The organism is Viridibacillus sp. FSL R5-0888 (assembly GCF_038009105.1).
GTDB classification, from domain to species: Bacteria; Bacillota; Bacilli; order Bacillales_A; family Planococcaceae; genus Viridibacillus; species Viridibacillus arenosi.
Genome location: NZ_JBBPAU010000001.1, coordinates 561216 through 574923 on the forward strand (window position 1 = coordinate 561216; position 13708 = coordinate 574923).

Genomic DNA, 13708 nt, shown 5'->3' on the forward strand with positions numbered 1-13708 from the left:
AGATTATTAAAATAATGAAATATAAACCGAAATAAAAAAAAGAATGACGATTTTGGGGGTACTAAAATGGATTTATCATCGATTATTGGTTTAATAATAGCTTTTGTTTCGCTATTAGCAGGAATGTATTTTAAAGGTGTTACTCCTGATGCATTACTGAATCCAGCAGCGATACTTATTATCATCTTCGGTACGATCGCAGCGATTACGATCGCATTTCCTAAGAATGAACTAAAACGTATACCTAAGCTGTTTGGTCTTATCTTCAAGGAGCAAAAGTTAGTAAGTGATGTAGAGATTATTAAAATGTTTTCGCAATGGGCAGATTTAGCTCGTCGTGAAGGGCTACTTGCACTTGAAAGTAAAGTATCGGAAATTGATGATCCATTTTTGAAAAATGGATTGACTTTGGCTATTGATGGTCAAAATGCAGATTATATCCGCGACGTCTTAAATGAAGAAGTGGAAGCGATGGAAGATCGCCATGCAAGTGGAGCTTTGATTTTCTCACAAGCAGGTACATATGCCCCAACTTTAGGGGTACTTGGTGCAGTAATTGGTCTTATCGCAGCACTAAGAGATTTAAACGATATTGAAAAATTGGGACATGCTATTTCAGCAGCGTTCGTAGCGACACTTCTAGGTATCTTCACAGGATATGTATTATGGCATCCATTTGCAAATAAGTTAAAACGTAAATCTAGCCAAGAAATTCGTCAAAAAACAATGATGATTGAAGGTATTTTATCGGTTCTAGAAGGTGAAGCTCCTCGCGTAATCGAACAGAAATTGGCATCTTATTTAACCAAAGAAGATCGCTCTCAAATAATGGACGAAAGCGGGGCGAGTGGCCTTGGCAAAGAGATCTAAAAGAAGAAAAAAGCATGAAGAACATACAGATGAATCTTGGCTAATTCCATATGCCGATATCCTAACATTATTATTAGCGCTCTTTATTGTCTTATTTGCTTCTAGTACTGTCGATGTACAAAAAATGCAACAGCTTTCTACAGTTTTTAGCTCTATTTTCGATTCAGGTGAGGGCGTATTTGAGCAGCCCTCACCAGTTGAACCACAAAAACCAGAAAGTACTGAAAAAGATAGCAACTCAGCATATTTAGAAGATCAAGAAGCCTTATCACAGATAAAAGGGAATGTAGATGAATTTATTGCTGTGAATGAGCTTGAAAAGCAATTCGCAACAAAGCTGACAGATGAAGGATTACTCGTAACAATTCGTGATAGTATTCTCTTTGATCCAGGTAAAGCTAATGTAAAAGATGAATATCAAAATATTGCGAAAGAATTATCCAAGTTACTTGTATTCGATCCACCACGTCATGTAATTATTACAGGTTATACAGATGATGTACCAATGAACAATGCAGAATTTGCTTCGAATTGGGAGCTAAGTGTTATGCGTGCAGTTAATTTCTTGAAATTAGTTGTAGATGAAAATGTTAAACTTGATCCAGCATTTTTTAGTGCAAAAGGATATGGGGAAAATGAACCTGTTGCATCTAATAAGACAGATGAAGGTCGTGCGAAAAATAGACGTGTAGAAGTACTTATTCAGCCTTTAGTGAAAAAAGAAGATACAAATACAAACGAAAAAGAAACATCAGCAAAATCAGAATAAGAAAAAACGATATGTATTTTACATATCGTTTTTTTTTTTTTGACATTATAAAAACAAAAGTTTATAATCTAAACAAAAGTAATAAGGGTGATGACATGAATGAAAAAGAGTTAATGATCCTAAAGCTTATTCGCCAAAACCCTTTTTTGTCCCAACAAGAAATGGCCGAAGAGTTAAATATGTCTAGACCCGCTTTAGCGAATATTATCTCAGGGTTAACACGTCAAGGTAAAATTGTCGGGAGGGCGTATATATTGCCGGAAGAAAATGAAGTAATTTGTATCGGTGGAGCTAATATGGACCGTAAGTTTCATATTAAAGGTAAAGCTCAGTTGGGAACCTCTAATCCAGCTGCCGTTACACAAAGTATCGGTGGTGTAACTCGAAACATTGCTGAAAATTTAGGGCGCCTAGGACACCATGTTTCACTTTTAACAGGTGCAGGCAAGGATTCAGATTGGAATGCTATTAAAGAAGCTTCAGCAAGCTATATGAATGTTTCTAACGTAGAACAATTCCAAAGCGCTTCAACTGGCTCTTATACGGCAGTTTTAGATGAGCAAGGAGAAATGCTTTTAGCTGTAGCGAATATGGATGTGTATGATCTATTAGTACCAGAGTTGCTGATGAAGCACGAGGCAACGATGTCAAATGCAGCATGTATCGTTATGGATTTGAATTGTCCTAAAGAAACAATCGAGAGTATTAAAGAACTTGCATTGGTTAGACAAATTCCATTTGTATTAATTCCAGTATCGTCACCGAAGATGGATCGTATGCCAAAAGATTTAAATGGCGTAACATGGTTTATCTGTAATCGCGATGAAGCAGAAACGTATTTGGATAGTACGATTACCTCAGAGGAAGACTGGAAAAAAGCAGTACAAGCTTTATTGGAAAAAGGTGCAGAAAATGTTGTTATTACAGCAGGCAGTAAAGGCGTCTACGCAGCGTCTAAAGATTTGCCTGTGAAGAGCTATGCTGCAATTCAAATTGATCATGTTGAAGATGTGACTGGTGCTGGAGATGCTTTTGTAGGAGCATTGCTACATAGTTGGATTCTACAAGAACCTTTCGCTGAAAATATTCAAAATGGTTTGATGAACGCAGCAAAAACTTTACAAAGTGCATTTACAGTAAGACCAGAGTTATCTGCAAATAAACTAAAAAATGAGCTGGAGGAATAATTCATGAAACAATATTTATCATTCTCAGAAGAAGTAAAAGCTGCACAAGAAAAAGGGCTACCAATCGTAGCGTTAGAATCTACAATCATTTCACATGGTATGCCATATCCACAAAACGTTGTTACAGCACGTGAAGTAGAACAAATCATCCGCGATAACGGTGCAGTACCAGCAACAATTGCTATTTTAGATGGTAAAATCAAAATCGGTCTTTCTGATGAAGAGTTAGAAGTACTAGGTAACTCACCAGACGTTGCAAAAACATCTCGTCGTGACCTTGCTTATTTACTAGCAACAAAACAAAAAGGTGCTACTACAGTGGCTGCAACAATGATCTGTGCAGAATTAGCTGGCATCGAAATGTTCGTAACAGGTGGTATCGGTGGTGTTCACCGTGGCGCTGAAACAACAATGGATATTTCAGCTGACTTAGAAGAACTTTCACAAACAAATGTAGCTGTAGTATGTGCGGGTGCAAAATCTATTCTAGATATCGGATTGACATTAGAGTACCTTGAAACAAAGGGTGTTCCAGTAATCGGTTATGAAACAGACTTAGTACCAGCATTCTATACACGTGAAAGTGATTTCGCTGTAAACTTCCGTGCAGATAACCCTGAAACGGTAGCAGAAACATTACGTGCAAAATGGGATCTTGGACTTAAGGGTGGAGCAGTAATTGCTAATCCAATTCCAGAAGCTGATGCAATGGATCATGAATTCATCACTAACATCATTGAAACAGCATTGCAAGAAGCTAAAGAAAATGGTATTAGTGGTAAAAAAGTAACTCCATTCTTATTAGGTAAAGTGAAAGAATTAACAGAGGGCAAGAGCTTAGTAGCTAATATCGCATTAGTAAAACATAATGCTGTAATAGGTTCTAAAATTGCTGTAGCTTTAAATAAATAATTGGATGAAAAAAGCTAGGAACATAGCCGTTACATTATGGCTGTTCCTAGCTTTTTTATGATTTTCGGAGTGAGCCTAACTCACTTACAATTGCTTGCATTTCACTTGGGCTAAATGCATCACGTTTCATTACCATTTCATAAAGATAGACAAGGTCCTCGTATTGCTCGGTATCAAAATGCTCTGGTTTCATTGCGTCGGCATTAACCATACGAAGTTTATCTTTGATCATATCAATCATATAGATGACATTCTCAGTAGAGGGTTCAGTTAAATTCATAGGATTCCCTACCTTTCGTTACATACATAGTATCATTTCATGCAATGTATTGAATGTCAATTAAAAATTGATTAAGCTTTTGCAGATTGCTCAGCTTTGTTATTTAATTTTTCTTTTTTCTCTTCTTTTAGCTTTTCTTTAATACGTTTTGTTTCAAAAACAACTATCCCTGATAGGCCAATAAGACCGATTAAGTTTGGAATGGCCATTAAGCCATTTGCAACATCAGAGAATGTCCAAACGATATTAAGTGGAATAGTTGCACCGATAAATACGAAAGCTACGAAAATAATACGATAAACTAAAAGAGCAAACGGATTTTTAAATAAGTACTGGAAGCATTTTTCACCATAATATGCCCATCCTAAAATAGTTGAAGAAGCAAAGAAAATTAACCCGATTGCTACAACAATTGGTCCCCAACTACCTAAGAAGTGACCAAATGCTTGAGTTGTTAGTGCATTTGCTTCTAGTTTTGGATTTGTATAAACACCGGACATAACGATAGTTAAGCCAGTAATTGAGCAGATTAAGAATGTATCAAAGAAAACTTGTGTCATTGAAATAAGTGCTTGTCGTCCAGGTAAATCTGTTTTCGCAGCAGCAGCAGCTATTGGAGCAGAGCCTAGACCAGCTTCATTAGAGAATACTCCTCGAGCAACACCATAGCGAATTGCTGCACCAATTGCTCCACCTGCAGCAGCTTCTCCAGAGAATGCCATTTTAATAATTGTCATAAATGCTTCAGGTACAGCAGTAATATTCATAATAATAATGATTAACCCAGAAGCTAAATAAAAAATAGCCATAACTGGAACAAAAACTGCAGTTACTTTACCAATAGATTGAATTCCACCTAAAATAACAAGGCCAACAAAAATAGTTAAAATAATACCAGTAATCCATGGATCAATTTTAAAAGTAGAATTTACAACCCCGGCAACTGAGTTAGATTGTGTACCATTTCCGATACCAAATGAAGCTAAAACACCAAATAATGCGAATAATACAGCTAGCCATTTCTGTTTAAGACCATGCTCAAGATAGTACATCGGTCCACCAGCCATTTGCCCCTTGGAATCTTTTACGCGGAAGCGAACTGCTAAAATAGCCTCACTATACTTGGTTGCCATACCAAAGAATGCAGAGAACCACATCCAGAATATTGCACCAGGTCCACCGAGAATAACCGCTGTTGCTACACCAACGATATTACCGGTACCAACTGTAGCAGCAAGTGCTGTTGTTAAAGCTTGGAATTGTGAAATATCGCCTTCAGCATCTGTTGCATGTTTTTTAGAGAATACGAGTCTAAGAGCTGTTGGTAATAGTCTAAGTTGTAACACACCCACTCGAATAGTGAGATAAATCCCTGAACCGACAATTAGGACGATTAAGGGGATTCCCCATAGTACGCCTGATATTGATCCTAAAATCTCATTTAACTTATCCATTCAACAATTCCTCCTCATCCACTTTTTGTAAAACATTCCTCCTATTTCTATTAATTTCCCTACTACATACTATTATTCTTAATTTTCTGTCTATAAGTCAAGAAATATTTTTTAAAGAGATTACATTGTATAGCCATCACTTTAGTTTTATTGTTAAAGTATAAGGGCATACTATTTCAAAGGGATTAAATGCAAGGAGGAATTTATAATGTCGAATAAGTTATTTGTAGGAATCGCAATTGGTGCAATTGCTGGAGCAGCAATTAGTATGTTGGATAGGAGTACTCGTGAGAGCACGTGTAGAAAAGCGAAAAGTATTTCAAGTGATGTTAAATACTATGCAAAGAATCGCGATGAATTCGTGGAAAAAGTACAAAATAAAGTGGAAAAGTATCAAACTTTATACGATTCATTTTCAACAGAAAAAGATTATTTAATGGAAAAAGTTGATGAGATTAGAACATATACACCACAAGTGAAAAATCTACTAGCGGATACTAAAAATGCATTTGTATCTTCAACAGAAAAAGAGGAAGAGGAAGATCCTAACATAATTCATCTTTGATCTGAACAAAGGGGGAGAGATCAATGAGTAGAAACAATCGTGATGATTTAAAGTCTTCAACAGTATTTGATAAGATGAAGATGATGCAAATAGAGAAAAAGGGTAAGGATGGGAGAGTTAATGATATAACGACATCTAAAGGTTTTATGATGGAGTTTATACAAAGGATAAAAGATGGAGACATTTCAGGCTTTAGTGCGCAATTAGCGTATTTCTTCCTATTATCTTTTTTCCCATTACTCATTTTTTTAGTGACATTACTGCCGTTTTTAAATATTGATCCAGATCAAATTTATTTGTTTTTGAATGCCATTTTACCTGATCAAGTGTACTCATTGATAAATGGGACAATTAGTGAAGTTTTAGAAAATAGGAATGGTGGATTATTGTCGATAGGTATCATTGGTACGATTTGGTCAGCATCTAAAGGTGTAGATGCGTTGATCAAATCTATAAACCGTTCATATGATAAAAACGAAACAAGGCCCTTCATCATAGCGAGATTTGTGTCTGTTATTTTCACATTTTTATTAGTTGGATTAATCATTGTGGCATTGCTACTATCGGTCTTTGGTAGACAAATCGGTGTTATACTATTCTCTTACTTTGGATTAGCAGTAGATTTCTTAAAGATATGGAATAGCATTCGTTCGATCATACCGCCACTATTGATTTTCACAGTATTAACGACAATGTATTGGATTGTACCTAATATAAAGTTGTATTTACGCAGTGTATTACTCGGTTCGGCTGTTGCGACGGTTGCATGGATAGTATTATCTTACGGATTTTCTTACTATATTAGTAATTTTGCGAATTACTCTGCAACGTATGGTAGTATCGGGGGAATTATCATATTAATGTTATGGTTATATTTCACAGGCATGATTTTAATGGCCAGTGGACAAATTAATGCCATTATGCAAAATAGACTAGAAATATTGGAAGTACGAAAAAAAGAGTGACCTTAAATGGTCACTCTCTTTTTTTATATGTTTTTATTTAATAGTCTCAAACCGTTTAAAATCACTAGAATTGTACTACCTTCATGCCCAATAACACCTAAAGGTAAATCTACTGCTTGTAGGAAGTTTGAGATAATAAGTAAGGCAATGACTGAAATAGAAAATGCAATATTCTGCTTAACAGTTTTCTGCATTTTACGCGACAGTTTAATTGCATAAGCAATTTTAGAAAGGTCATTTTTCATTAATACAACATCAGCTGTCTCTAATGCAACATCTGTTCCTTCACCCATCGCAATCCCTGTAGTAGCTGTTGCTAGTGCAGGTGCATCATTAATACCGTCACCAACCATTCCAACATGTTTGTACTTAGCCATTAAATCCTTCATATGTTGTACTTTTGTTTCAGGCAAACACTCTGCAATATAAGCATCAACACCTGCTTCTTTAGCGATTACTTTAGCGGTATTCTCATTATCCCCAGTTAACATAATTGTGTGAATACCTAGCTCTTTTAGAAGAGCAATTGCGCGTTTTGCTTCTTCACGAACTGTATCTTTCATCGCAGCGATGGCAACAATTCCTTCTTCATCACGTACGAAAATAACCGTTTTGCCTTCATCCGCTAATGTAAGTGCAACCCCATTAGCAAAACGCATTGCGTCTTCACGACCTACGAAATCAGTTTTCCCTACTTTATAAGAAGTGTTATCTACAATTGCTTTCATACCCCAACCAGGAACATCTTCAATTTGAGCTTTATGGAAGGATGTCAGTCCTTGTTGTTTCGCATAAGCTGTAATCGATTGAGCAAGTGGGTGATTGGATTGTGATTCAATACCAGCGACTATAGAGAGCATGTGTTGTTGATCAATACCTTCACGAACTATAAACTCAGTGACAATTGGTTTACCTCGTGTAAGTGTTCCTGTTTTATCAAATGCGATAGCGTTTAATACACTTAAATTTTCTAAGTGAACGCCACCTTTAAATAGAATACCGCTTTTTGCACCATTAGAAATGGCCGAAAGTGTAGCTGGCATTATTGATGCCACAAGAGCACAAGGTGATGCAACAACTAGTAATACCATTGCGCGATAAAAAGTAGTTGTCCAATCCCAATCAAGTAAGAAGTGGGGGATGAACATCATTAGCAAAACAGCGATTAATACAAATTTTACATAAGTACCTTCAAATCGTTCAATAAATTGCTGAGAGGGAGATTTTTCATCTTGAGCAGATTGTACAAGGTCAATGATTTTCTGGAATAGTGATTCGGAGTTTGGTTTCGTCATTTCCATAGTCACTGCACCACTCATATTGACAGTCCCTGCAAATACTTCGTCACCTTCAAGCTTTGTAACAGGTATTGCTTCGCCGCTAATAGCAGCCTCATCAATTGCGGTAGTACCTTCAAAAATCACTCCATCAGCTGGAACTCTTTCACCTGGTTTAATAAAGAGATGGTCACCTTTTTTTAAAGTAGAAACAGAGACGCGAGTTAGTTCTCCTTGTTCATTTACTAACCATGCTTCTTCAGGTTGTAAATTCATAAGTGCTGAAATTTCCTTATGACTTTTATTCATTGCGTATGTTTCAAGTGCACCACTTACTGCGAATATAAAGATTAAAATTGCGCCTTCAGTCCAATAACCAATAATTGCTGAACCGATTGCTGCTAAAATCATAAGGAATTCTACATTTAGTTCCTTATTAGCAATTGTTTCTTCAACACCTTCTTTTGCTTTTGCGAAGCCACCAATTATAAATGCAAGAACATAAACAAGTATGGATAAAGTGTTCAGATCATTTTTACCTAGTAGCCAAGCAATTAAAATGAAGACTCCTGAAGCTAGAGCTGCGATTAGTTCAGCGTGTTCTTTCGTATTCTCAATTAGCGGGTACTTTTGTTGTTTTATAGATTCCATTGTTATACCTCCTGATAATGAATATCAATATCAAAACCTTTATTAATCAACAAAACTGGCTTACCACAAGGGATTACCAGTTACTTTTACAATCATTTTTAATTTAGAATTATTATAACATAGAGATGATAATTGGGGAAGTGGATTGTTTAATAAATGTTAGTTTAAGAGAAAATGTACATGTAGAAAATAAAAAAACTCTCGAAAACTATAAATAGTCTTCGAGAGTTTCATAAAGATTCTATTAAAATACGCGTTCAGCGTGTAGTGCTAATTTATCAAGAGATGATTTTTGAACATCTGCGTGTAATGAGTTACCGTGAGAATCCATTGTTACGACAGCTGTGAAACCTTCAACTGATAAGTGCCACATTGCTTCTGGAATACCGAACTCCATTAAGTCTACACCATCGACTGATTTGATACAGTCAGCATAGTATTGTGCAGCACCACCGATTGCATTTAAGTAAACGCCACCGTGTTCAGCTAAAGCAGCAAGTGTTTTTGGTCCCATACCGCCTTTACCCATAACTGCGCGGATACCGAATTTTTTCATAATATCGCCTTGGTAAGGTTCTTCACGGATAGAAGTTGTTGGACCAGCAGCTTTTACTGTCCAGTGATCATTTTCATCTTTTGCCATTACAGGACCACAGTGATATACGATTTGTCCGTTTAAATCGACTGGAGCGTCATGACTCATTAAGTGATGGTGGATAGCGTCACGGCCAGTATACATACGACCAGTGATTTTAACTACATCACCAACGTTTAATGAACGAATTTGTTCTTCAGAGATTGGTGCTGTTAATTCAACAACTTTTTTCTCCGATTTTGGTTCTTCTGTTTGTGGTTCTTCTTTGAACGAGATTTTCTCGCCGTCTTGGTAATGCCAGTTTTTGATTTCACCAGTAGTAGCATCAACATCGATTGCCATACGACGGTAAGCCCAACAGTTATAAGCTACAGATACGTAGAATGATGCTGGGATACGGTTCATAACGCCAACTTTACAGCCAAGTAATGTTGCTTCACCACCGAAGCCCATTGTACCGATACCTAATGTATTAGCTTTTTCAAGTATGTAATCTTCTAATTTAGCTAAATCAGGATTTGGATTTGTATCATCAACATGACGGAATAGTTGTTCTTTTGCTAAATCATATCCAGATGAGCGGTCTCCACCAATCCCAACACCGATGAATCCAGCTGAACAGCCTTGTCCTTGTGCTTGGTATACAGAGTGAAGAACACATTTACGGATACCATCTAAGTCACGACCAGCGCGTCCAAGTCCTTCTAATTCAGTTGGTAAGCTGTATTGAATATTTTTGTTTTCACAGCCGCCACCTTTTAAGATTAACTTAATTTCGATGAAGTCATTTTCCCATTGTTCAAATTTCATAACAGGAAGACCTTCACCTAAGTTATCACCACTGTTTGCGCCAGTTAATGAGTCTACTGAGTTTGGACGAAGTTTAGCATCAGCAGTAGCACTAGCGATTGCTTTTTTGATGACCTTTTTAATTTCAATTTGGTTTACACCAACAGGAGTTTTTATCTTGAATGTTGGAAGTCCAGTATCTTGACAGATAGGTGAAATATTATCGTCAGCCATATGAATGTTAGTAGCGATTGTATCTAAACTCATAGCAGCGCGAGTACCAGCATTTTCAGCATCTTTCGCTTTTTTTATTGCGCGGCGTACATCTTTTGGTAAGTTTGTAGATGTTTCAGTTACTAAATCATAAATGCTTTGTTCAAGCTTTTCTAAATTCATGTGAATTGCCCCCTCAAATAAGGAAATGTTTTAATTCCATACTCATTATACCCTTTTCAAAATATGAAAAAAAGAGCGTGAATTCACGCTCTTTTTTAAACTGATAAAAATGATAGAAATTATTCGTTTTCACTGATTAGTTTTCAGGTCTGTCATTGAATTGATCCATTTTTTCTTCTAAATCGTCCATCATCTGAATAAGGCGATCGATATCTTCTAATTCAGTAGTTTCAGGGTCAATTGCGTCTAGAACTTCTAAAAAGATTTGAAGACGTTCTTTTAGGTAGGTCACTTGCTGATCTTTATCTGTAATTGATTTACCCATCATTACACCTCATTTCTTCTACCCAATAGTAGCTGATTTGTATAGTTTTTTCAATTGAATTACGGAAATACTAGGACTTATTAAATGTTTTAATGTTATTTGTATTTAGAAAATTTACATTATTTAAGTATTATGATAAAGTGAATATAAGAATAGGAAAGGAGAATAATTAGTAAAGCAAATTGAAAATCTTGTAGTAGAGGGAGGGAGATAGCAGTTAACGGCGAACTACCGCTAAGGATTTAAAGGCAACTGCAAATTAAATGAATATTAGTCATTGTTAGAGGGCTCAGTACACATGTTATCAATGTGAACTGGGCCTTCATTTTTTATGGAAAAAATCATATCAGCTTCCAACTGAATTATGATAATATTGTACAAGAATTAAGTAGTACTTAAATTGATATAAATTCGCAAGGAGGAAGAAATGGAGCATAGTATTAATTTTGAAAAGAGAAGATTTTGGATTTTGGTAATTATGGTCTCCATTTCGGGCTTCTCTCAAGGTATGTTATTGCCGCTTGTGTCGGTAATTTTTGAGCAGGATGGTGTTTCTTCTGCTTTGAATGGTTTGAATGCAACAGGTTTATATATCGGAACATTATTAATAGCTCCTTTTATCGAACAACCGTTACGCAAGTTTGGGTATAAACCAATTATTGTGATAGGTGGAGCACTTGTCTTTTTATCTTTACTCATGTTTCCGTTATGGAAAAGTATAACGTTCTGGTTTATATTACGATTGCTGATCGGTATTGGGGATCACGCATTGCATTATGCAACACAAACGTGGATTACAAGTACGGCACCAGCAAATCGACTTGGTAAAAGCATCGCTATTTATGGCTTATCTTTTGGTCTAGGTTTTGCAGTCGGACCTTTATTTGTACCATTGATGAACGTTTTCGAGGCACTACCATTTATCGTGTCATCGGCTCTTTGTTTAGTAGCATGGTCACTTATTTTCTTATTGAAAAATGAGCGTCCAGAGTCAATTCAAATGACAAATGTAGATGAAAAAGCATGGGGACGTTATGTATCGACCATGAGATATGCTTGGGTAGCATTTTTACCACCATTTTGTTATGGCTTTTTAGAATCATCATTAAATGCATTGTTCCCGGTTTATGCACTACGACTATCATTTGATGTATCAATGTTATCTTTTATTTTAGCAGCTTTCTCAGCGGGGGGGATTATTTCTCAAGTCCCATTAGGTATGCTTGGAGATAAGATTGGACGTCGTAGAATCCTATTAATTGCCTTAGCGGGTGGGGGAATGATTTTCGGAATCGGCAGCTTTCTTGAGGGATCTGAAATTTTGGTAGCTGTTGTCTTTTTATGTGCAGGGTTATTTGCAGGGTCATTATTCTCATTAGGAATTACATATATGACAGATTTAACTCCAAAAGAATTGTTGCCAACTGGCAATTTACTATGTGGTATATTTTTTAGCTTAGGTAGCTTGAGTGGGCCATTTTTAGGCGGACTTTATTTACAATTTGTAACGCAATATAGCTTCCTTTTACTTGTATCAATCATGTTACTCAGTGTGTTTTTCATTTCTTTAATTGGTGGAAGAACTGTAAAGTGAGTTATATAGTTGCGGGTCTTTGTTATTTTTTATGTAACAAAGACTTTTTGCTTGAAAAATTAAGAAAAAAATCAGAATTCCTTTATGCTTCCTTCATTTCTATTTGGTTTAATAGAAGTGAAAGGAGATGTTGCATGTGAAGAAAAGAAAGTTGAATTTAAGAGTTAAATTAGTGATGGCTCTATTAGTATTATGTTTATTATGGATTGCTAATTTATTTATAAATGATGATAGGCAACAAGTAACACAGGCAGAACCGGGGCTATTTAGTGAAAATGCCATTTTAGTTGATTTAAATAGTGGAAAGGTTTTGCTTGATAAACAAAGTGAAATGGAAATTTATCCTGCATCTTTAACGAAAATGATGACCGCCATTGTAGCAATAGAGAACTTACCTGATTTAGAACAACGGATTACCATTCCGAGTGCGATGTTCGATAAGATTCGTGCTGAAAATGCCTCTGTAGCAGGGTTTGTTGCACAAGAACAGGTTACAGTACGTGATTTATTATACGGTAATTTGTTACCTTCTGGAGCAGATGCGTCGATTAGCTTAGCTATTGCTGTTTCAGGTTCAGAGAAAGGCTTTGTAAAGTTAATGAATGACAAGGCAAATAAACTTGGAATGAATGATACGCACTTTATGAATGCAACAGGTTTACAAGATAATAAGCACTTTTCGACTGTTAAGGATTTATCGAAATTACTACGTTATGCTTTACAGGATGAAACATTCTATAAGGTGTTTACGGCAAAGCATTATACTACTTCGGCAACAAATGTACATCCAGATGGCATTACTTTTAATAGCTCAATGTTTGAAAAGCTACCCTCCACCACTATTGAAGGTGGAACGATTTTAGGTGGCAAAACAGGCTATACAGATAAAGCAGGGCTTTGTTTGGCGAGTTTAGCTGAGAAAGATGGTAAGCAGTATATATTCATTACTACGGGAGCACCTGGAGATCATAATACGGAGCAGTTTCATATGACGGATGCTCTATCAGTTTATAATCAAATATTCTAATGATTCGGATTGTACTTGTGAGTGCGATCCTTTTTTCGTTGCGGCAGTGATG

At 36.2% G+C, this 13708-nt stretch carries 13 protein-coding genes; 8 read left to right on the forward strand and 5 right to left on the reverse strand.

Annotated elements, in window-relative coordinates; genetic code table 11:
* The first annotated feature begins 66 nt into the window (after positions 1-66).
* The 4 genes from motA to MKY02_RS02755 all read left to right on the forward strand — a co-directional run bounded on the left by motA (position 67) and on the right by MKY02_RS02755 (position 3738).
* On the forward strand, positions 67-870 hold the full coding sequence (gene motA / locus MKY02_RS02740) for a flagellar motor stator protein MotA (protein WP_038178580.1): 804 nt from the start codon (positions 67-69) through the stop codon (positions 868-870).
* Positions 854-1639: a flagellar motor protein MotB gene (motB, locus tag MKY02_RS02745; protein WP_038178578.1), complete on the forward strand. Its 786-nt coding sequence runs from the start codon at positions 854-856 to the stop codon at positions 1637-1639. The genes motA and motB overlap by 17 nt, the downstream gene beginning before the upstream one ends.
* Before the next feature lie 95 nt (positions 1640-1734).
* The gene (locus tag MKY02_RS02750; protein ID WP_038178716.1) at positions 1735-2826 is read left to right on the forward strand and encodes a carbohydrate kinase; all 1092 of its coding nucleotides are present in this window, start codon (positions 1735-1737) and stop codon (positions 2824-2826) included.
* Positions 2827-2829: 3 nt separating this feature from the next.
* Positions 2830-3738 (forward strand): pseudouridine-5'-phosphate glycosidase, encoded by a 909-nt coding sequence (locus MKY02_RS02755; protein WP_038178576.1) that lies wholly within the window; start codon positions 2830-2832, stop codon positions 3736-3738.
* 55 nt (positions 3739-3793) lie between these two features.
* On the opposite strand, the gene MKY02_RS02760 is transcribed toward MKY02_RS02755, so the two are convergent.
* Positions 3794-4018: a DUF1128 domain-containing protein gene (locus tag MKY02_RS02760; RefSeq protein ID WP_038178574.1), complete on the reverse strand. Its 225-nt coding sequence runs from the start codon at positions 4016-4018 to the stop codon at positions 3794-3796.
* Positions 4019-4089: 71 nt separating this feature from the next.
* Positions 4090-5472, reverse strand: a complete 1383-nt coding sequence (locus MKY02_RS02765; RefSeq protein WP_076035142.1) for an alanine/glycine:cation symporter family protein — start codon at positions 5470-5472, stop codon at positions 4090-4092.
* A 208-nt stretch (positions 5473-5680) separates the two neighbouring features.
* Here MKY02_RS02765 and MKY02_RS02770 point away from each other — a divergent pair, with 208 nt between their 5' ends.
* Together MKY02_RS02770 and MKY02_RS02775 are read left to right on the forward strand one after the other, a co-directional pair.
* A complete protein-coding gene (locus MKY02_RS02770) occupies positions 5681-6037 on the forward strand; it encodes a hypothetical protein (protein WP_038178572.1) in 357 nt (118 codons plus the stop codon).
* Between the two features lie 23 nt (positions 6038-6060).
* Positions 6061-7002: a YihY/virulence factor BrkB family protein gene (locus MKY02_RS02775; RefSeq protein ID WP_051448533.1), complete on the forward strand. Its 942-nt coding sequence runs from the start codon at positions 6061-6063 to the stop codon at positions 7000-7002.
* Between the two features lie 23 nt (positions 7003-7025).
* Here the strand turns inward: MKY02_RS02775 and MKY02_RS02780 are convergent, their stop codons facing one another.
* The 3 genes from MKY02_RS02780 to MKY02_RS02790 all read right to left on the reverse strand — a co-directional run bounded on the left by MKY02_RS02780 (position 7026) and on the right by MKY02_RS02790 (position 11035).
* A complete protein-coding gene (locus tag MKY02_RS02780) occupies positions 7026-8930 on the reverse strand; it encodes a heavy metal translocating P-type ATPase (protein WP_038178570.1) in 1905 nt (634 codons plus the stop codon).
* 244 nt (positions 8931-9174) lie between these two features.
* The gene (locus MKY02_RS02785; protein WP_038178568.1) at positions 9175-10710 is read right to left on the reverse strand and encodes a fumarate hydratase; all 1536 of its coding nucleotides are present in this window, start codon (positions 10708-10710) and stop codon (positions 9175-9177) included.
* A 136-nt stretch (positions 10711-10846) separates the two neighbouring features.
* On the reverse strand, positions 10847-11035 hold the full coding sequence (locus MKY02_RS02790) for an SE1561 family protein (protein ID WP_038178566.1): 189 nt from the start codon (positions 11033-11035) through the stop codon (positions 10847-10849).
* Positions 11036-11462: 427 nt separating this feature from the next.
* Between MKY02_RS02790 and MKY02_RS02795 the strand changes: the two genes are divergently transcribed.
* Positions 11463-12629 carry an MFS transporter gene (locus MKY02_RS02795; RefSeq protein ID WP_179078291.1) on the forward strand — a complete coding sequence of 389 codons (1167 nt, stop codon included), beginning with the start codon at positions 11463-11465 and terminating at the stop codon, positions 12627-12629.
* Between the two features lie 136 nt (positions 12630-12765).
* Complete coding sequence (locus MKY02_RS02800) at positions 12766-13656, forward strand: D-alanyl-D-alanine carboxypeptidase family protein (protein WP_235175655.1); 891 nt, start codon at positions 12766-12768, stop codon at positions 13654-13656.
* Positions 13657-13708: the final 52 nt, after the last annotated feature.

Excerpts from the sequence above, each read along its gene's own strand:
- motA (WP_038178580.1), top strand. The coding sequence starts at position 67 with ATGGATTTATCATCGATTATTGGTTTAATAATAGCTTTTGTTTCGCTA.
- MKY02_RS02750 (WP_038178716.1), top strand. The coding sequence starts at position 1,735 with ATGAATGAAAAAGAGTTAATGATCCTAAAGCTTATTCGCCAAAACCCT.
- MKY02_RS02755 (WP_038178576.1), top strand. The coding sequence starts at position 2,830 with ATGAAACAATATTTATCATTCTCAGAAGAAGTAAAAGCTGCACAAGAA.
- MKY02_RS02760 (WP_038178574.1), bottom strand. The coding sequence starts at position 4,018 with ATGAATTTAACTGAACCCTCTACTGAGAATGTCATCTATATGATTGAT.
- MKY02_RS02765 (WP_076035142.1), bottom strand. The coding sequence starts at position 5,472 with ATGGATAAGTTAAATGAGATTTTAGGATCAATATCAGGCGTACTATGG.
- MKY02_RS02770 (WP_038178572.1), top strand. The coding sequence starts at position 5,681 with ATGTCGAATAAGTTATTTGTAGGAATCGCAATTGGTGCAATTGCTGGA.
- MKY02_RS02775 (WP_051448533.1), top strand. The coding sequence starts at position 6,061 with ATGAGTAGAAACAATCGTGATGATTTAAAGTCTTCAACAGTATTTGAT.
- MKY02_RS02780 (WP_038178570.1), bottom strand. The coding sequence starts at position 8,930 with ATGGAATCTATAAAACAACAAAAGTACCCGCTAATTGAGAATACGAAA.
- MKY02_RS02785 (WP_038178568.1), bottom strand. The coding sequence starts at position 10,710 with ATGAATTTAGAAAAGCTTGAACAAAGCATTTATGATTTAGTAACTGAA.
- MKY02_RS02790 (WP_038178566.1), bottom strand. The coding sequence starts at position 11,035 with ATGGGTAAATCAATTACAGATAAAGATCAGCAAGTGACCTACCTAAAA.
- MKY02_RS02795 (WP_179078291.1), top strand. The coding sequence starts at position 11,463 with ATGGAGCATAGTATTAATTTTGAAAAGAGAAGATTTTGGATTTTGGTA.